Raw genomic sequence first — 24594 nt, 5'->3', positions numbered from 1 at the left:
AAACCCCCCCCCCCCCCCCCCCCCCCCCCCCCCCCCCCCCCCCCCCCCCCCCCCCCCCCCCCCCCGCCCCCCCCCCCCCCCCCCCCCCCCCCCTTCCCCCCGGGCCGGTGCGTCAGTGCCGCTGCTCGTGGACCGAGTTGGTCTCCTGGATCTTCTTCCACGACTTCGGCTCCGGCAGCTGCGCCGTGGCCGTCGGCGCCAGGGCCGGCGCGCCGGCCGCGCCGGGCGCCGACGCCGCCGGGACGCCCGCCGAGGAGAGGGCCGGCTTCGAGTCGGTGAACAGCCAGGTGTTGAAGAGCTCCCCGAGCGGCTTGCCGGAGATCCGCTCGGCGAAGGCCTGGAACTGCGGGATGGTGGCGTTGCCGTAGCGGCGCTCGGTCGGCCACCCCTTCAGGACCTTGAAGAACTTCTCGTCACCGACGGCGTTGCGCAGCGCCTGGATGGCCACCGCCCCCCGGTCGTAGACGGCTCCGGCGAACTGGTGGTCCGGCCCCGGGTCGCCCGGCCTGACCGTCCAGAAGGCGTCGCCGGCCGGGTAGAAGGAGTAGACGTAGTCGGCGAGCTCCTGTGCGGTGCCCTCGTTCTCGTGCTCGGACCAGAGCCACTGCGCGTAGCGGGCGAAGCCCTCGTTGAGCCAGATGTCGCTCCAGCGCTGGACGGAGACGCTGTCGCCGTACCACTGGTGGGCCAGCTCGTGCACGACGACGGCGGTGTTGGCGCCGCGCGAGAACTGGGCGGGGCTGTAGAACACCTGGGTCTGGGTCTCCAGGGCGTAGCCGGTCCTCACGTTGGGGACGTAGCCGCCGACCGAGTCGAACGGGTACGCGCCGAAGTAGCCGCTCAGCCAGTCCACCACCTCGCCGGTGCGCTCGACGCTGGCCCGCGCCGCGCCGTCGTTGTCGCCGAGGTCCTTGCTGTAGGCGGTGGTGACCGGCAGCCCACCGGGCGTGGTGTCGGTCCTGATGTCGAACTTGCCGATCGCCAGGGTGGCCAGATAGGTCGCCTGCGGCTTGGCCTCGCGCCAGTTGTAGCGCGTCCAGCCGGCCTTGGAGCTCTGGCCGGTCAGCAGGCCGTTGCTGATCGCCTGGGTGCCGTCGGGCACCAGGACGGAGACGTCGAAGGTGGCCTTGTCGGTGGGGTGGTCGTTGCTCGGGAACCACCAGGGCGCGCTCTCCGGCTCGTTGGCCGCGACGCCGCCGTCGGGGGTGCGCAGCCAGGCGGAGAAGCCGTCGCGCTTCACCTCGCCGGGCTTGTCCGCGTAGCGGACCACCACGGTCACCGGGCTGCCCTTGGCGAGCGGCCGGGCCGGGGTGATCTCCAGCTCCGACTCGCCGGTGGCGGCGAACGCGGCGGTGCGGCCGTTGACCAGGATCTCCTTGACGCCGAGCACGAAGTCCAGGTTGAACCGGGTGAGGTCCTGGGTCGTGGTGGCGAGGATGGTGGTGGTGCCTTCCAGTTCGTCGGTCACGGGCTGGTATTTGAGTCGGATGTCGTAGTGCGAGACGTTGTACCCGCCGTTGCCGGCGTTGGGGTAGTAGGTGTCGCCGATGCCCGCGGCGCCCGGGCCGCCCTGGGCGGCGGAGGCGGGGACGGTCAGCAGCAGGGCGAGCGCGCCGGCGGCGGCGGGGACGAGCATTCTCTTGCGCAAGGCGGTCTCCGGGGTCACTGGGACAGTGGGTCGGATCGATCCCTGTCCCGGCGGGCCCCGGCCCACTCCTCCGGGATGAAATGTTCATGAGAAGAAATGAGCCGACATGGCGCCGCCGCGCGCCCGTCACCCCCGACCGCTCGCGACCCGGCCCCGACCCGGCCTCACGCCCCCAGCGCCACCGGCGCCCGCACCAGCGAGCCGTACTCCGTCCACGAGCCGTCGTAGTTCTTGACGTCCGGGTACCCGAGCAGCTCGGTGAGCGCGAACCAGGTGTGCGCCGAGCGCTCCCCGATCCGGCAGTACGCGATCACCTCGCGGTCCCGGGAGACCCCCTGCCCGCCGTACAGCGCGCGCAGCTCCTCGGCGGACCGGAAGGTGCCGTCGTCGTTGGCCGCCTGCGACCAGGGGATGTTCACCGCGCCGGGGATGTGTCCGGGCACCTGCGCCTGCTCCCGCGGCAGGTGCGGCGGGGCCAGTGCCTCGCCCCGGTACTCGGCCGGCGAGCGGACGTCGACCAGGACGGCGTCGGTGCCGGGCTTGGCGAACACCTCGGCCGTGGCCAGCACCTCGTCGCGCAGCGCCCGCACCTCGGGGTGTTCGGGCCCGCTCAGCCGGAGGGCGCTGTGCTGGTAGTCCATCACCTCCTGGCTGAGCTCCCGCTCCTCCAGCTCCCACTTCTTGCGTCCGCCGTCGAGCAGCCGCACCGGTCCGAAGCCGCGCAGCCGCAGCAGCCAGTAGGCGTAGGCGGCGAACCAGTTGTTGTTGCCGCCGTACAGCACCACGGTGGTGTCGTCCTCCACGTCGGCCGCGCGCAGCAGCTGCTGCACGCCCTCGCGGTCGGCGTAGTCGCGGCCCACCCGGCTGTGCAGGTCGGTGGTCCAGTTCCAGCCCACCGCTCCGGGGATGTGCCCCTGCCCATACGCCGTGGTGTCCTCGTCCACCTCGACGATGCGGACGGTGCCGTCGTCGAGGTGCCGGGCGAGCCACTCGGTGGGGACCAGCGCCTCGGGGTGTGCGTAGCCGTTGCCGGTCATCGCTGCCCTCCTTCACTCGGACTCTTCGAACCTACGTCCGACCGCAGAGCCCGGCCACCCCCGCCCGCCGCGGCCCCTACCCCTCGGCTCCGGCCGGCCGCACCACGTAGTACAGGTTGAGCACGTCGCCCTCGACCCGCTTCGTCTCCACCGCGCCGAACCCGGCCTCCGCGAGCATCCGGCGGGCCGTCTGCTCCCCCCAGACCGTGCCCAGCCCCGCACCGCCCTCACCGAGCGAGACCGTCATGCAGTAGAAGGTCGACAGCGCGTACAGCGCCGGGGCGAGCGGGTGGTCGATGTTCTCCTCCAGCCGGCTGCTGGCGGCGATGTCGCCCATCAGGAAGACGCCGTCCGGCCGCAGCGCACCGGCGACGGCGGCCAGCGTCCGGGCCGGGCGGGCCAGGTCGTGGATCACGTCGAAGGCGGTGACCAAGTCGTAGGAGCCGGTGAGCGCGGCGGAGTCGGCGACCTCGAAGCGGGCGTTGCCCAGGCCCAGCTCGGCGGCCTCGGCCCGCGCCGCTTCGATGCCGGCCTCCGAGATGTCGACCCCGGTGCAGCGGCTCTCGGGGAAGGCCCGGGCGATCAGGTTGACGGCGTGCCCCTGCCCGGTGCCGATGTCGAGGGTGTCGATCCCGGCCCGCAGCCGCTCGGTCAGCCCGGGCACGAGCGGGAGGATGGCCTCCACCAGGGCCACGTCGTACACCCGCCGCGACTCCTCGCCCTGCAGGGCCTGGAACCGCGGGTACGCCGAGTAGGGCACCCCGCCGCCCTTCCGGAAGGCCTCCACCACCTGCTGCTCGACCTCGCCCATCAGCGCCAGGTACTGCATCAGCCCGGCCATGTTGTCCGGACCGGCCGCCCTGGTCAGGGAGGCCGCGTGCTCGGGCGGCAGCGCGTAGGTGGACCGCTGCGGGTCGTAGTCGACGATCCCGCCGACCACCATGGCGCCCAGCCACTCCCGGACGTAGCGCTCGTTCAGCCCGCCGGCGCGGGCGATCTCCTCACTGGTCGAGGGGGCGAGCCCGGCCATGGTGTCGAAAAGCTCGGTCTGATGGCCGATGCTGGCCATGAATCCCAGGCAGGCGTCGTTCAGCAGTTGCAGGGTGCGCCCCGCGAACTCCTCTTGCCGGACCGGATCGAGTGCCGAAGCGGACATCATTCCTCCTCCGCCGTCGGAGCCGACGCGAACCCCTCCCCCAGCCACGCTACGCCGCCCGCCCGGCCGGGGCCGATCGGCGGCGGCCCCACACGGATCGGCGCGGGCGGCCCGGCGATGACGACCGGGCCGCCCCGCGCCCACCGGGGTCGGCCGGCTCAGGAGAAGACGACGGACCGCAGGTGGAGCCGGTGGCTGTACTTCTTGCCCGGGAGCATCACGAAGAAGACGTCGCCCGCGCAGTCGAAGTCGAGGTAGACCGTGGCCGTCGAGCGGGTGTGGTTCTCGGGCGCGAAGGCCGGAACGTCGATGGTGGCACCCGGGAGGTCGATGCACTCGCCGCTCACCGGGTCGGCCAGACCGGTCTCCGTCCCGCGGCCGACCTTGTAGAGGAAGTCACCGGTGGCCGCACCGGCGGAGGCGGGTACCGCGAGGACGAGGGCGATGGCGCTGGCGGCGGCGAGCGTGGCGTTGCGGAGACGCATGGGGGAGGGGCCTTTCAGGGCGGTACACACGGGTACCGGGGAAACTGATGCGAGATCACCCTAGAAGCCCAAAAAGCGCAGAAACGGTTCTTCCAATCCACTCTTTCGAGTGGTTTAGACGGAAATGCCGCTACCTGGCACCACTCCCCCGCACATGCGTCCTCACCCCGGCGGTGCGGTGAAGTAGTACCCGGAGTCGATCAGCACCGGCAGGTACGCCTTCAGCGCGGCCACCGTCTGCGAACGGTCGCCGCCGCCGTCGTGGTTGAGCACGATCGCGCCCGGCCGGACGTCCTTCAGGATCCGCTCGGTGATCACCGAGGTGCCCGGCCTGGCCCAGTCGCGCGGATCCACCGACCACCCCATCGACCGCATCCCGAGCGAGGCGCTGACCTTGAGCGCGGCCGTGGACCAGTCCCCGCCGGGCGCGCGGAACCAGGTCGGCGGCTTCCCGGTGGTCCGGTTCAGCAGGTCGGAGGTGCGCTCCAGTTCGTCGCGCACCTTGCTCTCCGAGAGGCTCCGCAGATCCGGGTGGGTCCAGGTGTGGTTGGCGATGTGGTGGCCGCGCGCCGCGATCTCCCGGACCAGCCCGGGGTGCTCGACGGCGTTCTCGCCGATCAGGAAGAAGGTGGCCCTGATCCGGTACTGCTCCAGCAGGGCCAGCACGGTCGGGGTGTGGCGCGGGTCCGGGCCGTCGTCGATGGTGAGGGCCACCACCCGGCGTTCGGCGTCGAGTTCGTACACCGGCTTGCTCTCGGCGGCCGTCAGCACCCGGGGCGCGGCGACCGGCGCGACCGAGGCGGCGGGTGCGGAGGAGGCGGGGGCGGCGGGCGCCGAGGCGGGGCCGGCCGCGGAGGCCGAGGCGGAGGGGGCGGGCGAGGGAGCCGCAGAGGGCGGGGCCGAGGCGGCCGAAGCCGTCGCGGCGGCGGCGGGCACGGCGGCGGGCCCGTCCGAGGCCGCACCGGCGGCCTCGGCACCCGGCGCGGCGGCGGCCGCGCCGTCCACCCCCTCCGACCCCCGGCAACCGGCGACCCCGAGCAGCGACATCCCGGCCGCGACCAGTAGCAATCTACGCGAAGTAATCTGACGATCAGACAGCATGATCGATGCTTCCCCCGCGAACCGTCACGCCTCCCACCGGCAACTCCGACGGCCCCCAGCATCACTCCGACGGCCCAGCCCCACCGCGCCCCGGCGGACCGGGTGACCACCGCCCCGACCGGACCGCTACGCTGACCTCCCCAGTGTGATGATCTGTCTTCAGAGGACGTGGCCATGACGACAAGTCAGGACTTCTCCGACCAGGCCCAGGACGACGCCGTCGAGCTGAGCGAGTGGCAGCGTTTCGGCGTCGACACCAGCGCTCCGCACTCCGCACGCGTGTACGACTACTGGCTGGGCGGGAAGACCAACTTCCCGCCGGACCGCGCCATGGGACAGGCCATCGAGCAGGCCGTCCCCAGCGTGAAGGCGATGGCCAAGGAGAACCGGGCGTTCCAGGGCCGCGCCGTCCGCTACCTGGCCCGGGAGCAGGGCATCCGGCAGTTCCTCGACCTCGGCACCGGCATCCCCACCTCGCCCAACACCCACGAGATCGCCGAGGCGGTCAGCCCCGGCACCCGGGTGGTCTACGTCGACAACGACCCGATCGTGCTCGCCCACGCCCGGGCACTGATGGTCTCCACGCCCGCCAGCCGCACCACCTACATCCACGCCGACCTGGGCAAGCCCGCCGAACTGCTCGGCGACCCGGCGCTCACCTCCACGCTGGACCTCGACCGGCCGGTCGGCCTGCTGATGATCGCCGTCCTGATGCTGGTCGCCGACGAGGACGACCCGTGGGCCAAGGTCGCCGCGCTGCGCGACGCGCTGCCCAGCGGGAGCTGCCTGGCGCTCACCCACCCCACCCAGGACTTCGACCCGGAGAGCGTCGCCAAGGTCGCGGAGGCGGCCCGGGCCGGCGGGATGACCCTCGTCCCGCGCACCCGTGACGAGGTCGCCGCGTTCTTCGACGGCTGGGAGCTGATCGAGCCCGGGGTCGCCCCGGTGATGGGCTGGCGCCCGGACGGCGAGCCGCCGGCCGACCCGACCTCCGCCTACTACTGGGGCGGCGTCGCCCGGAAGCCGTAGGCGCGCCCATCGGCACCCCCGGGGCGGACCGGTCCCGGGGGCCCCGCTACTTCAGCAGCCTCGACAGCCGCCGGTCCGCGAGCGGTTTGCCGCCGGTCTGGCAGGTGGGGCAGTACTGCAGCGAGGAATCGGCGAACGACACCTCGCGCACGGTGTCCCCGCAGACCGGGCACGGCTGCCCGGTCCGGCCGTGCACCCGCAGGCCGAGCTTCTTCTCCGCCTTGAGGTCCCCCGCCGCCAGCCCGCGGGAGCGCTCCACCGCGTCGCGCAGGGTGGCGCCGAGCGCCTCGAACAGCCGGGCCCTCTCGTCCTCCGTCAGGCTCGACGCCAGCTTGTACGGCGACATCCGGGCCGCGTGCAGCACCTCGTCCGAGTAGGCGTTGCCGACCCCGGCCAGCACGCCCTGGTCCCGCAGCACGCCCTTCAGCCGGCGGCGCTCGCCGCTCAGCAGGGCGGTGAAGTCCGCCAGGGTGAAGCCCGGGTCCAGCGGGTCCGGGCCGAGCCGGGCGACACCGGGGACGGCGGCCGGGTCCGTCACCACGTACACCGCGAGCCCCTTCTTGGTGCCCGCCTCGGTGAGGTCGAAGCCGTCCCCGTCGGGCCCCTCCAGCCGCACCCGCAGGGCCAGCGGGTTCTTCCCGCCCGGGCGCGGGGGCTCGGGCGGCAGGCTGTCCTTCCACCGGAGCCAGCCGGCCCGGGCCAGGTGGACGACCAGGTGCAGGCCGCCGGCCTCGATGTCGAGGAACTTCCCGTGCCGGGTGACGGGGCCGACCGTCCGCCCCTCCAGCGCCGTCACCGGCGGGTCGTAGGTCTTCAGGGCACTGATGGCCACCGGCTGCACCCGGGCGATCACCCGCCCGGTCAACCGCTCGGACAGGAAGGCGCTGAGGGCCTCGACCTCGGGCAGCTCCGGCATGCGCCCAGTCTCGCGCAGACCTCCGGCCCCCGCCCGCCGGTCGCCTCCCGGTCGTCCGGTCCTCCCGGTCGTCCCGGTTGTCCGGTTACCGCCGCTCTCGTTGCCCCGCGGCGGCCGGTGGGCGCAGGCTGGAGGTGCCCCGCACCACCGCAGCGCCCGAGCCCGGGAAAGGTCCGGCCCCCTCATGAGCACGCTCGAAGAGCAGATCGACATCGATGCCCCGGTGCTGGCGGCCTGGGAGCAGTTGCACCGGGTCCACGACTACCCGCGGTTCGTGGGCGGGGTGCGCAGCGCCTACCCGCACGGCACCAGCCTCGCGCACCTCGGGGTGGAGATCGGCGGGACCGAGCGCGACGTCGAGACCGAGATCACCGACCGGGGCCGGGGCCGGGTGATGGCCTGGCGGACGCTGAACGGCCCGCGGCTGCACGGCGCGTTCGCGCTGCTCCCGCTGGACCGGAGCCACACCCGGCTGCAGATCCGGGTCGAGTACGACCCGGAGACGGTGCAGCAGGTGTTCGGCGGGCCGCGCGGCTTCGCCCAGGCCGGGGCGATCGAGCGGGTGGTCCGTGCCGACCTGGAGCTGTTCCGGGAGATCGTCGAGGCCCGGACGGCCGCCGCCCGTCCCGGGCCGGCTGCCGAGAGCCCTCGATAAGGATCGAATAAGCCCAGCTCAGAGCCGGTGGTGAGGATCTTCACAGGAGTCCGTCGGACAGGTCGTCCACCGTTCAACCTGTGGCAGACTCGGATGCCATGAGTACCGGCCCGGCCACCAGGACGATTCGCGCGGCGATCTTCGCCGCGCTGGTCGTGCTGCTCGCCGGGCTCGGCCAGGTGCTGGTCACCGGACGCCCGCTGCCGCTCGGCACGCTGGCCGTGGCCGGCGGCGCCGTCTTCGCGGTGGCGTTCGCCCTGGCCGGATCCGAGCGCGGCTTCCCGGCGATCGCGGCGGTCTTCCTGCCGCTGGAGCTGGGTCTGAGCGCGCTGTTCGACTTCGCCCAGAGCACCTGCCCCTCGCTCCCGCCCGGCACCGCGCGCGGCTTCGAGCCGCTGCTGTGCGGCGGCGGCTCGCTCGGCGGGGTCCTGCTGGGCCACGGTGTCTCCCGGTCCGCCGGCCTGCTGGTGCTGCTGGCACTGCACGGCGCGATCGCCCTGGCCGCCGCCTTCTGGCTGCGCCGCGCCGACGCCGCGCTGAGCGCGTTCGCCGCCTCCGCCCGGGTGCTGGGCGACTTCGCCCGGCGCTTCCCGGCCGCCGCCGGCCACTGGCTGCTGCTGCTCGCGGCGCCCGTCCCGGCCCGGCCGCTGGTGCGGATGCCGTTCCCGCGCGCCAGCCGCGTGCGCGTCCCCGTCGAGGACGTCCTGCTCAGCCCCGCCGTCCGTCGTGGGCCTCCGGTGCCCGTCCCGGCCTGCTGAGAGCACTCTCCCGAGCGTTTCCCGGCCGGTCGTTCTCGCCGCGCGCCCGTGCGCGCCCGCCCGTCACCGACCGAGAGCACAGGACGACACCCGCCATGAGCAAGAAGCCCCAGCCGATCAACGCCAGGACGACGAACACCCGGGCCGCCAGGAGCGAGGCCCGGCGCGCCGCCACCGAGCGGATGCGCGAGGAGCGCGAGCGCACCGAGCGGGCGGCGAGAATCCGCCGCCGGACGATCGTCGGCGCCGCCTCCGCCGCCGTGCTGGCGCTGGCCGCCGGTGTGGCCTTCGCCGTCGGCGGCTCCTCCGGCCCGGGCGACACCGCCGCCGCCGGGCCGCTGGTCGTCCCCGCCAACGCGGGCGGCGCCGACGGCACCGTGATCACCTACGGCAAGGCCGACGCCCCGCACACCCTGGAGATCTACGAGGACTTCCGCTGCCCGTACTGCGAGCAGCTGGAGACCACCAACGGCAAGACCGTCCAGCAGCTCGCCGACGACGGCACGTACAAGATCGAGTACCACCTGGCGACGTTCCTGGACCAGGGCCTGGGCGGCAAGGGCTCGCGCACCGCGCTGGCCGCCGCCGGGGCGGCGCTCAACGAGGGCGTCGACAAGTTCAAGCAGTTCCACGACGTGCTGTACGCCAACCAGCCCGACGAGCGCAACGACGGCTTCGCCGACGTCAACCGGCTGCTGGACCTCGCCGAGCAGGTCCCGGGCCTGAAGACGGACGCCTTCGTGAAGGCCGTCCAGGACGGCACCTACGCCCCGTGGGCCAACCAGGTGAACAAGGCCTTCGACAAGAGCGGGGTCACCGGCACCCCCACGGTGAAGCTGGACGGCACCAAGCTCGACGTCTTCACCAACGGCGCGCCCGTCACTCCCGAGCGCTTCACCGCGATGGTCAAGCAGGTGACCGGGTGACGCCCGCCGGTACGGTCGCCGCACCCGCGCGCGGCCACGGCGCGAGCCGGCCGTTCGCGCTCCTGCTGCTGATCGGCGGCGCGATCGGGATCTTCGCCTCGGCCGTCCTCACTCTGGACAAGATCCGGCTGCTGGAGGACCCGTCGTACGTCCCCAACTGCAACATCAACCCGATCATCAGCTGCGGCTCGATCATGCGCAGCGACCAGGCCGAGGCCTTCGGCTTCCCCAACTCGCTGCTCGGCCTGGTCGGCTTCGCCGTGGTGATCGCGATCGGCGCCGGCCTGCTGGCCGGGGCGACGTACCGGCGCTGGTTCTGGCTCGGCCTCCAGGCCGGGACGGTGTTCGGGATCGGTTTCGTGAGCTGGCTGATGTACCAGGCGCTGTACCGGATCGGCGCGCTCTGCCCGTACTGCATGGTGGTCTGGGCCACCATGATCCCGCTGTTCTGGTACACCACCCTGCACAATCTGCGCACCGGCGTGATCCCGACCCCACGCGGCCTGCGCCCGGTGGTGCGGGAGGCCGGACGCTACCACTGGGTGGTGCCGGCGCTCTGGTACGCGGTGATCGTGCTGCTGATCCTCGACCGGTTCTGGTACTACTGGCGCACGCTGGTCTGAGCCTCCCCCCGGCTCCGGGCCCGTCGCGGCCCGGAGCCGGTGCCTCCGGATTCGATGCCCCCGGATTCGATGCCTCCGGAGCCGGGGCTCAGACGCCGGCCGGCTCGAACGCGTAGGCCGCCACCTCGGCCAGCAGCGCCGCCCGGCGGTCCTCGTCCAGGAACGAGGCGCGGAAGGAGTTGGCGGCGAGCAGGCGCAGCGTCTCGGGCGCGAGCGCGAGGGCCCCGGCCACCGCACGGAAGTTGTCGTCGACGTAGCCGCCGAAGTACGCCGGGTCGTCGGAGTTGACGGTCACCAGCAGGCCCGCCGCGAGCATGGCGGGCAGCGGGTGGTCGGCCAGCGTGTCGACGCAGCGCAGGCGCACGTTGGAGAGCGGGCAGAGGGTGAGCGGGATCTGCTCGCGGACCAGGCGGTCGACCAGCGCCGGGTCCTCCAGGCAGCGCAGACCGTGGTCGATCCGCTCGACCCCGAGGACGTCCAGGGCCTCGGTGACGTACGAGGCCGGGCCCTCCTCCCCCGCGTGGGCGACCCGGTGCAGCCCGGCTTCGGCGGCGCGCCGGTAGACCTCGCGGAACTTGGCCGGCGGGTTCCCGACCTCCGCCGAGTCGAGTCCGATCCCGGTGATCCGGCCGAAGTGCGGCCGGGCGGCCTCGAAGGTCTCCAGCGCGGACTCGGCGGACTCGTCCCGCAGGAAGCACATGATCAGCCGGGTGCTGACGCCGTACCGCTCCTCGCTGCGGTCCAGGGCCCGCCCGAGGCCCTCCACCACCACGTCCAGCGGCACCCCGCGGGCGGTGTGCGCCTGCGGGTCGAAGAAGATCTCGGCGTGCCGCACCCCCTGCCCGGCGGCCCGGGCCAGGTACGCGTCGGCGAGGTCGGCGAAGTCCGCCTCGGTGCGCAGCACCGTCATCAGCGCGTAGTAGAGGTCCAGGAAGGACTGCAGGTCGCTGAAGGAGTAGGCCCGGCGGAGCTCCTCGGTGTCGGCGTACGGGAGCGTGACGCCGTTGCGCGCGGCGAGCGCGAAGGCGAGTTCCGGCTCCAGCGTGCCTTCGATGTGCAGGTGGAGTTCGGCCTTGGGCAGCGGCATAGGTGATCGTTCCGAATTCTGGGAGGGAAAGGAAGGGGACGTCGGGATAGTCATCGTACGATCCGGTCACCCGCCCGCCACCTCCCCGGGCCCGCGTGCGCGGCGGCCCGGCCGCACGCCTCGCGAAAGGCCCCGGGGGCGACGACACTGCCGGTACGGGAGTCCCGTCGGCACACCGGTGTACCGGCCGCGGTCGGGGGCACCCGGGTACGGGGGGATTCGCGCCGAGGAGGTAGTGGACCATGCGGCACCCGGACGACGCTCCGCACACCAGGCCCGCGGGGATCTCCCCGCACGCCCTGGGCAACGACACCCTGCTGCACGAGCTGGAGCAGCTGCACCGGACCAGGCACGAGACCTTCCTGTACGGGTCGGAGGAGGCCCTGAAGCGGCACACCCTGCGGACCGGGCAGCTGGAGGCGGAGTACCTGCACCGGTTCCCGAACCGGCTGGTCACGGCCGGCCGGACCAGGGCGGGTGCCCGCGCCCGGGAGGCCGCGGCGCGGGTGGAGTCGCTGCCGGAGTGAGGCCGCGGCGGCCGGCGCCCGGCGGGACACGCCGGGCGGCGGTGGTGCGCTCGGGGCGGGGTGTCGGCCAGGGTGGAGCAACGACTCCGGAGCAATCCCCCACGGACACCTGGGAGCCCACCGCATGGCCATCGCAAGCGTCAACCCCGCGACCGGCGAGACCCTGGAGACCTTCGAAGCGCTGGACGCCGCCGGCATCGAGCAGCGGCTGGCCCGCGCCGAGGCGGCGTTCCAGTCCTACCGCACCACCTCCTTCGCGTACCGCGCCGAGCTGCTGCGCCGCGCCGCCGACCTGCTGGACGCGGACCTGGAGTCCGTCGCCCGCACGATGACCGAGGAGATGGGCAAGCCGCTGGCGGCCGCCCGCGCCGAGGCCGCCAAGTGCGCGAAGGCGATGCGCTGGTACGCCGAGAACGCCGAGGGGCTGCTCGCCGACGAGCACCCCGCCCCGGCCGACGTCGCCGATTCCGGCGCCGCCCGGGCCTACGTCCGCTACCGCCCGATCGGGGCGGTGCTGGCCGTGATGCCGTGGAACTTCCCGTTCTGGCAGGTGATCCGGTTCGCCGCGCCGGCCCTGATGGCGGGCAACGTCGGCCTGCTGAAGCACGCGTCCAACGTCCCCCGGACGGCGGTGGCCCTGGAGGAACTGTTCCGTCGGGCCGGGTTCCCGGAGGGCTGCTTCCAGACCCTGCTGATCGGCTCGGGCGCGGTGGAGGGCGTGATCCGCGACCGCCGGGTGGCCGCGGTGACGCTGACCGGCAGCGAGCCCGCCGGGCGGGCGGTGGCGGCGACGGCCGCGGACGAGGTGAAGAAGGCCGTGCTGGAGCTGGGCGGCAGCGACCCGTTCGTGGTCCTGCCGAGCGCCGACCTGGACGCCGCCGTGGCCACCGCCGTCCGGGCCCGGGTGCAGAACAACGGGCAGTCCTGCATCGCCGCCAAGCGCTTCATCGTGCACACCGCCGTGTACCGGCCGTTCACCGAGGCGTTCACCGCGGCCATGCGGGCGCTGACCGTCGGCGATCCGATGGAGGAGGCGACCGAGGTCGGCCCGATGGCCAGCAGCCAGGGGCGGGACGACCTGGAGGAGCTGGTCGAGGACGCCCGGGCGCACGGGGCCGGCGTGGAGTGCGGCGGCCGCCGCCCCGCGGGCCTGGAGGCCGGCTGGTTCTACGAGCCGACGGTGCTGACCGGCATCACCCCGGCGATGCGGATCCACCTGGAGGAGACCTTCGGCCCGGTCGCCACCGTCTACGAGGCCGCCGACCTGGACGAGGCGGTGGCGCTGGCCAACGACACGCCCTTCGGGCTCAGCTCCAACGTCTGGACCACCGACCCGGCCGAGCAGGAGCGCTTCGTCCGGGACATCCAGGCCGGCGGGGTGTTCTTCAACGGCATGACCGCCTCGCACCCGGCCCTGCCGTTCGGCGGCGTCAAGCGCTCGGGCTTCGGGCGCGAGCTGAGCGGCCACGGGATCCGGGAGTTCTGCAACATCACCACCGTCTGGGTGGCCTGACGGCGGCCGGGGCGGGGCCGTCCGGACCCCGCCCCGGCCGGGTCAGGCGGCCATCCGGTGCCTGCCCTGGCCGGGTGTCATCCACCGGGCGACCATGCCGCACAGCGCGATCAGCGTGACGCCCCACACGATGCTGAAGACGATCAGCCAGGGCAGCGAGGTCACCTGGGACCCGACGGCGCCGAGGCCGAGCGAGAGCGCGAGCATCAGCACCACGGCCGTCGGACCGAGGCTGAGCAGGCCGTGCCAGGCCCGGTGCGCCAGGCTCGGATGCCGCGGCGCGTCGGGGCCGGTGTCGAGCGCCTTGTAGGTCAGTAGGTCCATCTGGGATCGCCTCCGGACGTCGGGGACTGCCGGTGATCAGCTCACCGAGGCCTCACGAGACCTTGCGGGGAGCTGCGGACTTCCTGCTGGTGGTCTTCTTCGCGGCCGCGGCCGGCTTCGTGGTGCCGGCCGCGGCCCTGGTGGCGGCCCGGTCCGCGGTGGCCCGGCCGGTGGCCGTCCTGGGAGCCGTCGCCTTCTCGGCCGCCGCTTTCCCAGCCGCCGCCTTCCGTGCGGGCGCGCGCTTGCGGGGCGCCGGGGCCTCCGCCGGGGGCGGCTCCTCCACCGCCGCCGGACCGGCCTCCGGTTCGGCGCCCGGCCCGGCCCGGCGGCCGCGGTGGGCGCCCTTGGCCTCCTTGAGACTGCTGCGCAGCGCCGCCATCAGATCGATGACGTTGTCCGGAGCCTCGCCGGGCTCCGCCTCGTGCGGCACCTCCACGCCCTGGATCCGGGCCTCGATGACCTGCTGCAGCGCCTGCTGGTAGTCGTCGTGGAGCTGGGAGAGGTCGAAGTCCTCGGAGAGCGTGTCCATCAGCGAGCGGGCCATCTTCAGCTCCTGCGGCCGCACGGTCACCTGCTCGTCGGGCGCGATCCCGGCCGCCGGGCGGACCTCGTCGGGCCAGATGCAGGTCTGCAGCACCAGCGTCCCGTCGTGCACCCGCAGCACGGCCGGCGACTCCCTGGTCCGCAGCGCGATCTTGGTGACCGCGATCCGGCCGGACTCGGTGAGCGCGTCGCGCAGCAGCGCGTACGGCTTGGCGGCGGCCTTGTCAGCGACACCGACGTAGTAGGCCTTGGAGAACATCAGCGGGTCGATCTCGGCCGCGTCCACGAACGCCAGCACGTCGATGACCTTCTTGCTGGGCAGCGGCAGCTCGGCGAGGTCCTCGTCGGTGAGGGTGACGGTCCGCCCGTCGGGCGACTCGTAGCCCTTGGCGATCTCCGCGTAGGGGACTTCCTTCCCCTCCTGCTCGCAGTACCGCTTCATCCGCACCCGGCCGCCGTCCTTCGCGTGCACCTGGTGCAGCGGGACGTCGTGCTCCTGGGTCGCGGAGTACAGGTGGACGGGGATGCTGACCAGCCCGAAGCTGATCGTCCCCTTCCAGGTGGTCTGCATGGGGTGTCGCCCCTTCCCGGACGGTCCCCCTCCCGGAGATTTCCACTGTGCCCGGATTCACCCCGATCGGCCACACGGTCCCGGTCCGGGCCGACGCGGCGGGCCGGACCGGGCCGGACCGGCGGACAATGGCCGGGAGCCGAGGAGGTGGCGCCATGCCGGGGACGCGCCCGCCCCCGCCGCCCGAGCGGACCACGTACGTCGTGACGTACGCCGTGGCCGGGGAGCCCGGGGTCCGGCGGGCGGAGGTCACGGTGGTGCCCGGGTACTCGCAGGAGAGCGACATCCCGCGGATCCTCGCCGCCCGCCTCACCGGGCGGCCGGAGGGCGCGCGGATCGTCCTGCTGGAGCTGCGCCCGGCCTGAGGCTCCGGCCGGCCGCGGGGGCGGGACCCGCCGAACGGAGGCACCGGGGCGTGTCACCGGGTGATCGCGCCGGATCGCCCGGCACCGCTCCCTAGCATCGGGACTCCGTGGTCCCGCCCGACCAGGCGTGACGGAACGTCGCCCCCGGCCCCAGGAGCGTTCATGCCCTCGTCCTCGGGCGGCCCCGCCCGCATCCCCGGCCCGGCCCGCCCCCCGCAACCGCCCCGGCGCGGCGCCCTGCGCCGACTGGGCGAGTGGTGCGCGCGCCACTCGGTCCTGGTGATCGTGCTCTGGCTGGTCGCCCTGGCCGGCGTCCAGGTGATCGACCGGGCGGTCGGCGGGACGTTCTCGGACGACTTCTCGCTCTCGGACACCCAGGCGCAGGAGGGCCGCAACGTCCTCCAGGCGCACGAACCGGCGGCCGGCGGCACCAGCTCCCAGGTGGTGCTCCACGACAGCCAGTCACTGACCGGGTTCCAGAGCCAGATCGACCAGGTGGTCGGCTCGCTGAGCACGCTGCCGCACGTGCAGTCGGCGCAGAGTCCGCTGCCGCCCGCCGGCCAGCCCTCCCCGCCCGGCGGCCCGCTCGCCGCGGACGGCCTCACCGGCTACCTCACCGTCCGCTTCGACGTGAACCCCACGACCCTCGGCGACGACTACCTCGACGGTGTCGACACCGCCGTCGCCCCGTTGCGGGCGGCCGGGGTGGAGGTCGAGTACGGCGGGCCGCTGGGTGAACTGGCGCGCCCGGTGGCCGACGACCGGGTCAGCGAGCTGATCGGCTTCGGGGTCGCGATCGTCGTTCTGCTGATCGGCTTCGGCAGCGTGATCGCGGCCGGCCTGCCGCTGGTCACCGCCCTGATCGGGGCCGTCGTCGGCCTCGGGGTGCTCGGCCTGCTGGCCGCCGCCACCACCTTCGCCACGGTCGCCCCGACCCTGGCGACCATGATCGGCATCGGCGTCGGCATCGACTACGCGCTGTTCCTGCTCACCCGGCACCGACAGGGCCTGATGGACGGCAAGGACCCGGTGGCCTCCGCCGGGCACGCCGTGGCAACCAGCGGTCGGGCGGTGCTGGTCTCCGGCTGCACCGTGGTGATCGCGCTGGCCGGTCTGGTCGTCTCCCGGGTCAACTTCATCGCCAAGCTCGGCGCCGCCGCGGGGGTGACGGTGATCTCCGCCGTCCTCGCCGCACTCACCCTGCTCCCGGCCCTGATGGGCCTGATCGGCCGCCGGATGGACCGCTGGACGGTGCATTCGCCGGTCGCCGAGACCGGGGTCGCGCCCGGCGAGGAGATCACCGGGACGTGGCACCGCTACGCCCAGCGGGTGGAGCGCCGTCCGTGGTGGTTCCTGGCCGCCGGAGTGGTCGTCGTCGGCGTCCTCGCCATCCCGCTCTTCTCCATCCAGCTCGGCCACATCGACGACGGGGCCGACCCGACCACCTTCACCGACCGGCGCGCCTTCGACCTGATGTCCGACGCCTTCGGCCCCGGCTCCAACGGCCCGATCACCGTGGTCGTCGACCAGAGCGCCGTCGCGGCCGACGCCCGGCCGGCGCTGCTGAGCTCCGTGCAGCAGGCGCTGGCCGGCACGCCCGACACCTCCGGCGTCACCCCGCTCCAGACCAGCTCCGACGGTGACGTGCTGTTCAACACCGTCACCCCCGCCCAGCGGCCGCAGGACGAGCAGACCACCCAGCTGGTCGGGCACCTCTCCGGCACCGTCCTGCCGCAGGCCGTGGCGGGGAGCGGCGCCACGACCTATGTGACCGGCACGACGGCTGCCCAGGTGGAGTTCGCCGACATCGTGGCCGCCCGGCTGCTGCCGATCATCGCGGTGGTGGTCGGCCTGGCCTTCCTGATCATCCTGACCGTCTTCCGGGGCCTGCTGATCGCGGTGAAGGCGGCCGTGCTCAACCTGATCTCCATCGCCGCCTCCTACGGCGTCCTGGTGGCGGTCTTCCAGTGGGGCTGGGGCGGGCCCGCGCTGGGGGTCGCCGGGACGGTGCCGATCGAGAGCTACGTCCCGATGATGATGTTCGCCATCGTCTTCGGCCTCAGCATGGACTACGAGATCTTCCTGCTCTCCCGGGTGCACGAGGCCTGGCTGAGCACCGGGGACAGCCGGGGCAGCGTGGCCCACGCCCTGGAGATCACCGCCCGGGTGATCTCCTGCGCGGCGCTGATCATGGTCAGCGTGTTCGCCGCCTTCATCGTGAGCGACAACATCGTGATCAAGATGATGGGCCTCGGGCTGGCCGTCAGCGTGCTGATCGACGCCACCGTGGTCCGGCTGCTCCTGGTACCGGCCGTGATGACCCTGCTGGGCCCCGCCGCCTGGTGGACGCCCCGCTTCCTGGACCGGGTGCTCCCGCACCTCGACACCGAGGGCGCGGGCGAGCGGGCCTGAGGGCGGCGGGGCGGCGCGGGCCGGGCGGGCCGGGCCGGGCGGGCTCAGGCCTGGAGCGAGGCCAGCGTGACGATGGTGATGTCGGACGGCGCGCCGACCCGGACCGGCGGGCCCCAGGCCCCGGCCCCACGGGTCACGTACAGCTGGGTGTCGCCGTACCGCTCCAGGCCGGCGACGGTGGGGTTGGCCAGTTCGGCCAGGTAGTTGCCCGGCCAGAGCTGGCCGCCGTGGGTGTGGCCGGAGAGCTGGAGGTCGACGCCGTGCCGGACGGCGTCGTGGATGGTGACCGGCTGGTGCGAGAGCAGCACCGAGGTGCGGGCCCGGTCGCGGTCGCCGAGCGCCTTGTCGAAGTCCGGGCCGTCACCCTCGGTGCGCCCGGCGATGTCGTTGACCCCGGCCAGATCGAACCCGGCGAGCTCCACCCGGGCGTTCTGCAGCGGGTGGACGCCCAGCTCGCGGACGAAGTCCACCCAGGGGGCCGCGCCGGAGAAGTACTCGTGGTTGCCGGTGACGAAGTACGCGCCGTCCCGCGCCCGCAGCTGCGCCAGCGGCTCCGCCGCACGCCCGAGTTCGGCGACCGAGCCGTCCACCAGGTCACCGACGATCGCGATCAGGTCGGGCTGCGCGCCGTTGATGGTGTCGACGATCCGCCGGGTGTGCTCGCGTCCGAGGATCGGGCCCAGGTGGATGTCGCTGACCACGGCGATCCGGTAGCCGTGCGCCCGCGCGGGCAGCTTCGCCAGCGGCACGGTGACCTGCTTCAGACGCGGCCCGCGCAGCACCCCGTAGGTGCCGGTGCCGACCACGGCGGCCGCCGCGCCGGAGGCGCCGATCGCGAGCGTCCGGGCGACGAAGAGCCGGCGCCCGGGCGAGGGCGCGGTGGTCGGCACCGGCTCGCCGGCGGCCGGCTCGGCTGCGTCGCCGTCCGCCGCCGCGGGGGCGGCCGCGGACGCGGACGCGGGGGCGGCCGCGGACGCGGACGCGGGGGCGGCCACCGGCTCCGGCGGGGTCGCGGCCCGCGGCCGCGGCAGCCGGAGCAGCAGCGGGCGGAGGGCCTCACCGACCGCCACCGCCATCAGCAGGTAGAGCAGCACCGCCAGCCAGAGGTAGCCCGGCCAGGCCAGCCAGCGCTCGACGGACATCGGCAACCCCCGCCCGCCGACCAGCGCGCCCAGCGAGAGCAGCGGCAGCACGACGGCCAGCACGGTGCCCGCACGGCGCCACCGACCGCCGGGAGCGGAGACGTCGCGCACCAGGCGCCGCCAGAGGTACCAGTGCGCGAGGGCCAGGACGGCGAGGACGCCGAGCACCACGAGGACGATCATCACGCCGCCAGTATGAACGCCCGCCCGGCCGGCGCCGACGACGGCCCCCGAGGCCGCCGGACCGGCTGGCGCTGTGTCAGATTTGAGCTTTCCACCACCCCGGTCCACCCGCTCTGACCTGGCGCTTTATGTCCGCTGAGCGAACATTTCCGAAGGCCTTGTTCCGATACTCGTAGGTAGAAGTTAAGTTGCACCGCAATGCGCGGGTCCGTCCCCCACCCTCCGGCGTTCGAGCCGAGGGGCAGCCGCGCGGGAAAGGCACAGGGCACCCTCGATGAGTGCGGAAACCACCACCTCGGCCGGCTCGCCGCCGGGCGATGCCGCTCCGCAGCAGCAGAAGCAGCTCCAGCACGGTCAGGGCGCCGACGGGCACCTGAAGGCCGGGCTCAAGAACCGCCACCTGTCGATGATCGCGATCGGCGGCGTGATCGGCGCCGGCCTGTTCGTGGGCTCCGGCGCGGGCATCGCGGCCACCGGCCCCGGCATCCTGCTCTCCTACGCCCTCGCCGGCGTGCTGGTCGTCCTGGTCATGCGGATGCTCGGTGAGATGGCGGCGGCCGACCCGCAGAGCGGATCGTTCTCGGCCTACGCCGACCGGGCGCTCGGCCGCTGGGCCGGCTTCTCGATCGGCTGGCTGTACTGGTTCTTCTGGGTCGTGGTGCTGGCCGTCGAGGCCACCGCCGGGGCGAAGATCCTCAACAACTGGGTGCCCGGCGTGCCGCAGTGGGCGTTCGCACTGATCGTGATGGCGGTGCTGACCGCCACCAACCTCTTCTCGGTGGCCTCCTACGGCGAGTTCGAGTTCTGGTTCGCCGGCATCAAGGTGGTGGCGATCGCCGCCTTCCTGGTGATCGGCACGCTCGCGGCGTTCGGGCTGCTGCCCGGCACCCACGCGGTCGGCACGGAGAACCTGACCGGCCACGGCGGCTTCCTCCCGCACGGTGTGGGCGCGGTCTTCACCGGCATGCTCACCGTGGTCTTCGCCTTCATGGGCAGCGAGATCGTCACCCTGGCCGCCGGCGAGTCGGAGGACCCGGAGAAGGCGGTCAGCAAGGCCACCAACAGTGTGATCTGGCGCATCGGCATCTTCTACCTGGGTTCGATCCTGCTGGTCGTGACCCTGCTCCCGTGGGACTCGGCGGCCGTCAAGGGCAGCCCCTACGTCGCCGTGCTGGAGCACGTCGGCATCCCGGGCGCCGGCCAGGTGATGGACGTGATCGTGCTGACCGCCGTGCTCTCCTGCCTCAACTCGGGGATGTACACCGCCTCCCGGATGGCCTTCTCGCTGGGCCAGCGCGGCGACGCCCCCAAGGCCTTCGCCTCGGTGACCAGCCGCGGCGTGCCGCGGATCGCGATCCTCGTCTCGGTGGTCTTCGGCTTCGTGGCGGTGTTCTTCAACTACACCTCCCCCGACACCGTCTTCTCCTTCCTGCTCAACTCCTCCGGCGCGGTGGCGCTCTTCGTCTGGCTCGTGATCTGCTTCTCCCAGTTGAGGATGCGCAAGATCATCGAGCGCGAGACGCCCGAGCGCCTGACCGTCCGGATGTGGCTGTACCCGTACCTCACCTGGACCGCGATCGGCATGATCGGCTTCGTGATGGCGTACATGTTCACCGACGCCGACGGGCGGAAGCAGATGTACCTGTCGCTGGTCGCCGCAGCCATCGTGCTGACGGCATCGGCCGTGGTGGGCCGCAGGCGACGGGCTGCGGCAGTGGCGCCGGCTGCCTGAGCCGTCGCGCCGCCCGCACGCCGGGCCCGGGAGCCGTTGCGGAGGCTCCCGGGCCCGGTGGCGTTTTCCGGCCCGGCGCCCCGGGGCGGGGCCCGTCTCCGGCGCGTGGTGCGATGTCCGGCCCGGTGGCCGGCGGGCCCGCCCCCGGTACCGGATCAGGACGGGACGGAGATGACCCGCCGACGGCCAGCCCCTACCCTTCCCCCTATGCGAGATCTTGCAGCGGGGTTGGGGTACCTGGCCAAGGGCCAGAAGTGGGTGGGCCGGCACGGCCGCTGGTGGGGCTTCGGGATGCTGCCCGCGCTGATCACCCTGGTCGGGTACGTGGTGGCGCTGGTGTTCCTCGGCGGCTGGTCGGAGGAGCTCGCCGAGTGGGCCACCCCGTTCGCCGACGGCTGGGGCTCGCCCTGGCAGGGCCTGCTGCGCACCGCCCTCGCCGCGATCGTCTTCGGCGGCGGGCTGCTGATCTCCGTCATCACCTTCACCGCCGTCACGCTGCTGGTCGGCCAGCCGTTCTACGAGTCGCTCTGCGAGAAGGTCGACGAGACCGAGGGCGGCGCGCCCACCCCGCCGGACGTGCCGCTCTGGCGCGAGCTGGCCGTCTCGGCGCGGGACAGCCTCTACGTGCTGGTCCGGGTGGCCGGGTTCGGCGTCCTGCTGTTCGCCTGCGGGTTCATCCCGGTGGTCGGGCAGACGCTGGTGCCGGTGGCCGGGTTCCTGGTGTCCGGCTTCTTCCTCACCGTCGAGCTGACGGCGGTGGCCCTGCAGCGGCGCGGCGTGCCGCAGCGCGAGCGGATCCGGCTGCTGCGCTCCCGGCTCGGGCTGGCCTTCGGCTTCGGCGTGCCGCTGATCCTGGGCTTCCTCGTCCCGTTGGTGACCGTCCTCGCGATGCCCGGCGCGGTGGCCGGTGCCACCCTGCTGGCGCGCGACCTGGTGCCGGTGGAGGACGCCGAGCACGCCGAGGACGAGCCGGACGAGCAGGACCGGCAGGACCAGGCGGACGACGCGGGCGGCGCACCCGGGGTGCCCGGGGCGCCCGGGTACGGGTCCGGGTACGGCGAGCAGCGACCGGTGCCGGGGAACCCGTACGCGACGGGCCCGGAGCCGGTCCGGCCGTACGGCGGGCCGAACCCGTACTCCTCCCGCTGAGGGCCGGGGGCGCGGAGCGGTGACCGTCCGGTCACCGCGCGTCGCACCGGGGCCGCCGCGCTGTGAAGCCGCCCACACGGCTCCGCGCTGCTACTGCCCTCGATAGTTGTCGCCGGGCCGCGGTCCGCCCACGCAGCCGCGGAGCGGCATCGCCCGGCCGTGCCGGCCCGATGGCCGGCCACGGAGCGGACCGCGAAGAACGCAGGCCACCGCGCCGATTCACCCCCTGCTCCGTCGGGCCGGCGGTCGACCGGCCGTCGGTCGACGGGATCGGACCCCCCGCCTCGAAGCGCCCGGCCGCGGCCGGGCGCTTCGCCGTTCGGGCCACCCCACCCACTACCCGCCGTAGTAGCCGCTGCCTTTGCCGCCCCCGCCGGGCTCTGCGAAGAATGGCCAGTCGCCAGGCAGCGCGAACCGGTCCGTCCGCCGCGCGTCCCGCCCGCCCCGCCGTCACGGCCGGGGTGCCATGGCCGTCCCGGACGGCATCGCGGGCCCTGTCCGCCCGTGTCCTCGTGCCGGAGCCCCCGTGCTCCCGGTACGGCCCCCGACGGAAAAGGATCGTCCGCTCCATGCAGCTCAGCCATGCCCGCCGCAACTCGCTGATCACCGGTATCACCACCCTCGTGGTGGCGGGTGCGGCCACCGCCGCCCTCGCCGTCCCGCAGAGCGGCGGCAGCGTCGCCGAGGCGGCCGCCCCGGTGGCCGGTGTCTCCGTGGACGGGCAGCCGGTGGCCGCCCAGGCCGACCCGGCCGCGGCCGACGCCGCTGCTGCGGCCGCTGCCCAGGCGCAGGCACAGGCACAGGCCGAGGCGGACGCCGCCGCACAGGCGCAGGCCGCCGCGCAGGCCCAGGCCGAGGCGAAGGCCCAGGCGGACGCCAAGGCCAAGGCCGACGCGGAGGCCGCCGCCTCCCGCTCGCAGGAGCGCGCCGCGCTCAACGCCAAGCCCACCTACTCCGGCAGCGCCCGCGAGATCGCCGCCCAGATCGTCCCGGCCGGCCAGCTGCAGTGCTTCAGCAACATCGTGTCCCACGAGAGCAGCTGGAACCACCTCGCCGTCAACGCCTCCTCCGGCGCCTACGGCCTGGTCCAGGCGCTCCCCGGCTCCAAGATGGCCTCGGCCGGCGCCGACTGGCGCACCAACCCCGCCACCCAGATCAAGTGGGGCCTGGACTACATGAACTCCCGGTACGGCAGCCCCTGCGGCGCCTGGTCCTTCTGGCAGAGCCACCACTGGTACTGAGCCGACCCGGCCGGTGCCAGCCCCGAGGACCCCGCGCGGCAGACCCGCGCGGGGTCCTCGGCCTTTCCGCACCGCGAGGTCCGGGACCGCGCCGCGACCGGCCCGTCCGCGCGGGCACCGGCACCGTCGTCGGATCCGGCCGGCGGCGCCGCTCGACGTGGACACGTCCGGCATGACGGGTGAAGATATGGCGCACGCTCGTACGATTTGACGCGGATTGATCAGAATTACCGACCGTCAGGGCTTTGCCACCTTCCGGCCGCGCTCCTACGCTCCGGCCTCATGCCCTCTCCCCTGATCAGCGTCGTGCTCCCCGCCTACGACCAGCAGAAACAGCTGGCGGAATGCCTCGACTCGCTCCTCGCGCAGTCCTTCCGCGACTTCGAGGTCATCCTGGTCGCGGACCGTTCCCCCGAGACCCCGGCCGACCTCGCCGACGCGTACGCGGCGCGGCACCCGCAGGTCTCGGCGCTGCACCTCAACGCCGCCGTCGGCGTGGGCGTCAGCCGGGACGCCGGCGCCGCCCGGGCGACCGGCGAGTACCTGCTCTTCCTCGACGCCGACCACCTGCTCCCCCGGGACGGCCTGCGCTCGCTCGCCGACCGGCTGGAGCAGACCGGCCCGGTGGACGTGCTGCTGTTCGGGCACACCCGGCGGCACGGCGGGCGCGACTGGCCGGGCGGCGCGGAGGCGGTGCTGGCCGAGGCCGGGCCCGAGGTCACCGGGCCGGCCGCCCGTCCCGAGCTGCTCGGCGCGCCCGCGCTGATCTGGGACCGGCTGCTACGGCGCGACTTCTGGCAGGGCCGCGCGCTCGCCTTCCCGGACGGCCGCTACGAGGAGATCCCGGCCGTGCACCGGGCCATGCTGACCGCCGGACGGATCGCCGTGCTGCCGCGCGCCTGCGTCCAGCTGCGGCGGCGGGAGACCGTCCACCCGGCCGCCTCGCCCGGCAGCAGCCAGTTCGACATCTTCGACCAGTACGAGCGCAGCTTCGCCCTGCTGGACGAGGTGGCGGCCTGGCAGCCGGAGCTGGAGGCCGTCCGCGACGCCCTGTTCACCCGGATGGTCCGGCACTACCTGTTCGTGTTCGACCTGGCCGGGTGCGTGGCGCGGGCCGAGCGGCCCCAGTTCTTCCACCGCGCCGCCGAGCACCACCGCCGCTTCCAGCCGGCCGGGCACCGGCGGCCCGGCGGGCGCGAGGGCGTGAAGTTCTCGCTGCTGGCCGGCGGCGCCTACCCCGCCTTCGAGATGGCCAAGCTCTCGCACATCGCCAAGGGCACCCTCACCGGCTCGGCCCGCCGGCGGGCCTCGGCCTGACCCGGACGGCGCCGGGCCGGGAGACCGGACGTCCGTCCGGCGGAGCCGGAGCCGGTGTGGGGGGGGGGGGGGGATCTGGGCAGCCCAAACAAGGCCTCCCCACCCCACGTACCCCCCCCCTGCTGCTCGCTGTGGTGCCGCTCACCCACCCCCC

Annotated in this window: 23 protein-coding genes; 13 read left to right on the top strand and 10 right to left on the bottom strand. The window is 73.8% G+C overall.

What is annotated here, in order from left to right; genetic code table 11:
• Positions 1-112 precede the first annotated feature (112 nt).
• The 5 genes from ACZ4UX_RS22565 to ACZ4UX_RS22545 form a co-directional block, all read right to left on the bottom strand.
• The gene (locus ACZ4UX_RS22565; protein WP_465708020.1) at positions 113-1636 is read right to left on the bottom strand and encodes a M1 family metallopeptidase; all 1524 of its coding nucleotides are present in this window, start codon (positions 1634-1636) and stop codon (positions 113-115) included.
• Positions 1637-1812: 176 nt separating this feature from the next.
• Positions 1813-2685, bottom strand: coding sequence for a sulfurtransferase (locus ACZ4UX_RS22560; protein ID WP_329486448.1), 873 nt, complete (start codon positions 2683-2685; stop codon positions 1813-1815).
• A 76-nt stretch (positions 2686-2761) separates the two neighbouring features.
• On the bottom strand, positions 2762-3841 hold the full coding sequence (locus tag ACZ4UX_RS22555) for a class I SAM-dependent methyltransferase (protein WP_465707946.1): 1080 nt from the start codon (positions 3839-3841) through the stop codon (positions 2762-2764).
• Between the two features lie 158 nt (positions 3842-3999).
• Entirely contained in the window at positions 4000-4326 is a 327-nt protein-coding gene (locus ACZ4UX_RS22550) for a hypothetical protein (RefSeq protein ID WP_465707945.1), read from the bottom strand.
• Between the two features lie 162 nt (positions 4327-4488).
• On the bottom strand, positions 4489-5427 hold the full coding sequence (locus ACZ4UX_RS22545) for a polysaccharide deacetylase family protein (protein ID WP_465707944.1): 939 nt from the start codon (positions 5425-5427) through the stop codon (positions 4489-4491).
• Between the two features lie 174 nt (positions 5428-5601).
• On the opposite strand from ACZ4UX_RS22545, the gene ACZ4UX_RS22540 reads away from it, so the two are divergent.
• Complete coding sequence (locus tag ACZ4UX_RS22540) at positions 5602-6456, top strand: SAM-dependent methyltransferase (protein WP_465707943.1); 855 nt, start codon at positions 5602-5604, stop codon at positions 6454-6456.
• A 46-nt stretch (positions 6457-6502) separates the two neighbouring features.
• Here the strand turns inward: ACZ4UX_RS22540 and ACZ4UX_RS22535 are convergent, their stop codons facing one another.
• Entirely contained in the window at positions 6503-7372 is an 870-nt protein-coding gene (locus ACZ4UX_RS22535; protein WP_465707942.1) for an Fpg/Nei family DNA glycosylase, read from the bottom strand.
• Positions 7373-7556: 184 nt separating this feature from the next.
• On the opposite strand from ACZ4UX_RS22535, the gene ACZ4UX_RS22530 reads away from it, so the two are divergent.
• The 4 genes from ACZ4UX_RS22530 to ACZ4UX_RS22515 all read left to right on the top strand — a co-directional run bounded on the left by ACZ4UX_RS22530 (position 7557) and on the right by ACZ4UX_RS22515 (position 10334).
• A complete protein-coding gene (locus ACZ4UX_RS22530) occupies positions 7557-8027 on the top strand; it encodes an SRPBCC family protein (protein ID WP_329486456.1) in 471 nt (156 codons plus the stop codon).
• Positions 8028-8125: 98 nt separating this feature from the next.
• Positions 8126-8785, top strand: a complete 660-nt coding sequence (locus ACZ4UX_RS22525; protein WP_465707941.1) for a hypothetical protein — start codon at positions 8126-8128, stop codon at positions 8783-8785.
• A 95-nt stretch (positions 8786-8880) separates the two neighbouring features.
• Positions 8881-9711, top strand: coding sequence for a DsbA family protein (locus ACZ4UX_RS22520; protein ID WP_465707940.1), 831 nt, complete (start codon positions 8881-8883; stop codon positions 9709-9711).
• On the top strand, positions 9708-10334 hold the full coding sequence (locus tag ACZ4UX_RS22515) for a vitamin K epoxide reductase family protein (protein WP_465707939.1): 627 nt from the start codon (positions 9708-9710) through the stop codon (positions 10332-10334). The genes ACZ4UX_RS22520 and ACZ4UX_RS22515 overlap by 4 nt, the downstream gene beginning before the upstream one ends.
• A gap of 88 nt (positions 10335-10422) precedes the next feature.
• Here ACZ4UX_RS22515 and ACZ4UX_RS22510 read toward each other — a convergent pair whose 3' ends face one another.
• Complete coding sequence (locus tag ACZ4UX_RS22510; protein ID WP_352288822.1) at positions 10423-11421, bottom strand: adenosine deaminase; 999 nt, start codon at positions 11419-11421, stop codon at positions 10423-10425.
• A 242-nt stretch (positions 11422-11663) separates the two neighbouring features.
• On the opposite strand from ACZ4UX_RS22510, the gene ACZ4UX_RS22505 reads away from it, so the two are divergent.
• Positions 11664-11948, top strand: a complete 285-nt coding sequence (locus ACZ4UX_RS22505; RefSeq protein ID WP_352288819.1) for a DUF6158 family protein — start codon at positions 11664-11666, stop codon at positions 11946-11948.
• A gap of 124 nt (positions 11949-12072) precedes the next feature.
• On the top strand, positions 12073-13461 hold the full coding sequence (locus ACZ4UX_RS22500; RefSeq protein ID WP_465707938.1) for an NADP-dependent succinic semialdehyde dehydrogenase: 1389 nt from the start codon (positions 12073-12075) through the stop codon (positions 13459-13461).
• A 42-nt stretch (positions 13462-13503) separates the two neighbouring features.
• Here ACZ4UX_RS22500 and ACZ4UX_RS22495 read toward each other — a convergent pair whose 3' ends face one another.
• Both ACZ4UX_RS22495 and ku read right to left on the bottom strand, forming a co-directional pair.
• A complete protein-coding gene (locus ACZ4UX_RS22495; protein WP_329486470.1) occupies positions 13504-13785 on the bottom strand; it encodes a hypothetical protein in 282 nt (93 codons plus the stop codon).
• A gap of 52 nt (positions 13786-13837) precedes the next feature.
• Complete coding sequence (gene ku, locus ACZ4UX_RS22490; protein WP_465707937.1) at positions 13838-14899, bottom strand: non-homologous end joining protein Ku; 1062 nt, start codon at positions 14897-14899, stop codon at positions 13838-13840.
• Positions 14900-15054: 155 nt separating this feature from the next.
• Between ku and ACZ4UX_RS22485 the strand changes: the two genes are divergently transcribed.
• The gene (locus tag ACZ4UX_RS22485; protein WP_352288811.1) at positions 15055-15264 is read left to right on the top strand and encodes a hypothetical protein; all 210 of its coding nucleotides are present in this window, start codon (positions 15055-15057) and stop codon (positions 15262-15264) included.
• A 162-nt stretch (positions 15265-15426) separates the two neighbouring features.
• Positions 15427-17676 carry an MMPL family transporter gene (locus ACZ4UX_RS22480; protein ID WP_465707936.1) on the top strand — a complete coding sequence of 750 codons (2250 nt, stop codon included), beginning with the start codon at positions 15427-15429 and terminating at the stop codon, positions 17674-17676.
• A gap of 44 nt (positions 17677-17720) precedes the next feature.
• Here ACZ4UX_RS22480 and ACZ4UX_RS22475 read toward each other — a convergent pair whose 3' ends face one another.
• On the bottom strand, positions 17721-19001 hold the full coding sequence (locus ACZ4UX_RS22475) for a metallophosphoesterase (RefSeq protein WP_465708019.1): 1281 nt from the start codon (positions 18999-19001) through the stop codon (positions 17721-17723).
• A 274-nt stretch (positions 19002-19275) separates the two neighbouring features.
• On the opposite strand from ACZ4UX_RS22475, the gene ACZ4UX_RS22470 reads away from it, so the two are divergent.
• From ACZ4UX_RS22470 to ACZ4UX_RS22455, 4 genes are all read left to right on the top strand, one after another.
• Positions 19276-20733 (top strand): amino acid permease, encoded by a 1458-nt coding sequence (locus tag ACZ4UX_RS22470; protein WP_465707935.1) that lies wholly within the window; start codon positions 19276-19278, stop codon positions 20731-20733.
• 207 nt (positions 20734-20940) lie between these two features.
• On the top strand, positions 20941-21882 hold the full coding sequence (locus ACZ4UX_RS22465; RefSeq protein ID WP_465707934.1) for an EI24 domain-containing protein: 942 nt from the start codon (positions 20941-20943) through the stop codon (positions 21880-21882).
• 569 nt (positions 21883-22451) lie between these two features.
• On the top strand, positions 22452-23123 hold the full coding sequence (locus ACZ4UX_RS22460; protein WP_465707933.1) for an aggregation-promoting factor C-terminal-like domain-containing protein: 672 nt from the start codon (positions 22452-22454) through the stop codon (positions 23121-23123).
• 282 nt (positions 23124-23405) lie between these two features.
• Positions 23406-24440, top strand: a complete 1035-nt coding sequence (locus ACZ4UX_RS22455; protein WP_465707932.1) for a glycosyltransferase family 2 protein — start codon at positions 23406-23408, stop codon at positions 24438-24440.
• The last annotated feature ends 154 nt before the right edge of the window (positions 24441-24594 follow it).

Source organism: Kitasatospora sp. NPDC028961 (genome assembly GCF_055564815.1).
The sequence above is the reverse complement of the archived record's forward strand: the minus strand, read 5'-3'. Positions and strand labels throughout refer to the sequence as shown.

Coding starts and splice junctions, on each gene's coding strand:
- ACZ4UX_RS22470 (WP_465707935.1), top strand. CDS start 19,276: ATGAGTGCGGAAACCACCACCTCGGCCGGCTCGCCGCCGGGCGATGCC.
- ACZ4UX_RS22480 (WP_465707936.1), top strand. CDS start 15,427: ATGCCCTCGTCCTCGGGCGGCCCCGCCCGCATCCCCGGCCCGGCCCGC.
- ACZ4UX_RS22495 (WP_329486470.1), bottom strand. CDS start 13,785: ATGGACCTACTGACCTACAAGGCGCTCGACACCGGCCCCGACGCGCCG.
- ACZ4UX_RS22455 (WP_465707932.1), top strand. CDS start 23,406: ATGCCCTCTCCCCTGATCAGCGTCGTGCTCCCCGCCTACGACCAGCAG.
- ACZ4UX_RS22545 (WP_465707944.1), bottom strand. CDS start 5,427: ATGCTGTCTGATCGTCAGATTACTTCGCGTAGATTGCTACTGGTCGCG.
- ACZ4UX_RS22530 (WP_329486456.1), top strand. CDS start 7,557: ATGAGCACGCTCGAAGAGCAGATCGACATCGATGCCCCGGTGCTGGCG.
- ACZ4UX_RS22485 (WP_352288811.1), top strand. CDS start 15,055: ATGCCGGGGACGCGCCCGCCCCCGCCGCCCGAGCGGACCACGTACGTC.
- ACZ4UX_RS22525 (WP_465707941.1), top strand. CDS start 8,126: ATGAGTACCGGCCCGGCCACCAGGACGATTCGCGCGGCGATCTTCGCC.
- ku (WP_465707937.1), bottom strand. CDS start 14,899: ATGCAGACCACCTGGAAGGGGACGATCAGCTTCGGGCTGGTCAGCATC.
- ACZ4UX_RS22565 (WP_465708020.1), bottom strand. CDS start 1,636: ATGCTCGTCCCCGCCGCCGCCGGCGCGCTCGCCCTGCTGCTGACCGTC.
- ACZ4UX_RS22540 (WP_465707943.1), top strand. CDS start 5,602: ATGACGACAAGTCAGGACTTCTCCGACCAGGCCCAGGACGACGCCGTC.
- ACZ4UX_RS22560 (WP_329486448.1), bottom strand. CDS start 2,685: ATGACCGGCAACGGCTACGCACACCCCGAGGCGCTGGTCCCCACCGAG.
- ACZ4UX_RS22550 (WP_465707945.1), bottom strand. CDS start 4,326: ATGCGTCTCCGCAACGCCACGCTCGCCGCCGCCAGCGCCATCGCCCTC.
- ACZ4UX_RS22520 (WP_465707940.1), top strand. CDS start 8,881: ATGAGCAAGAAGCCCCAGCCGATCAACGCCAGGACGACGAACACCCGG.
- ACZ4UX_RS22475 (WP_465708019.1), bottom strand. CDS start 19,001: ATGATCGTCCTCGTGGTGCTCGGCGTCCTCGCCGTCCTGGCCCTCGCG.
- ACZ4UX_RS22465 (WP_465707934.1), top strand. CDS start 20,941: ATGCGAGATCTTGCAGCGGGGTTGGGGTACCTGGCCAAGGGCCAGAAG.
- ACZ4UX_RS22510 (WP_352288822.1), bottom strand. CDS start 11,421: ATGCCGCTGCCCAAGGCCGAACTCCACCTGCACATCGAAGGCACGCTG.
- ACZ4UX_RS22505 (WP_352288819.1), top strand. CDS start 11,664: ATGCGGCACCCGGACGACGCTCCGCACACCAGGCCCGCGGGGATCTCC.
- ACZ4UX_RS22460 (WP_465707933.1), top strand. CDS start 22,452: ATGCAGCTCAGCCATGCCCGCCGCAACTCGCTGATCACCGGTATCACC.
- ACZ4UX_RS22500 (WP_465707938.1), top strand. CDS start 12,073: ATGGCCATCGCAAGCGTCAACCCCGCGACCGGCGAGACCCTGGAGACC.
- ACZ4UX_RS22555 (WP_465707946.1), bottom strand. CDS start 3,841: ATGTCCGCTTCGGCACTCGATCCGGTCCGGCAAGAGGAGTTCGCGGGG.
- ACZ4UX_RS22535 (WP_465707942.1), bottom strand. CDS start 7,372: ATGCCGGAGCTGCCCGAGGTCGAGGCCCTCAGCGCCTTCCTGTCCGAG.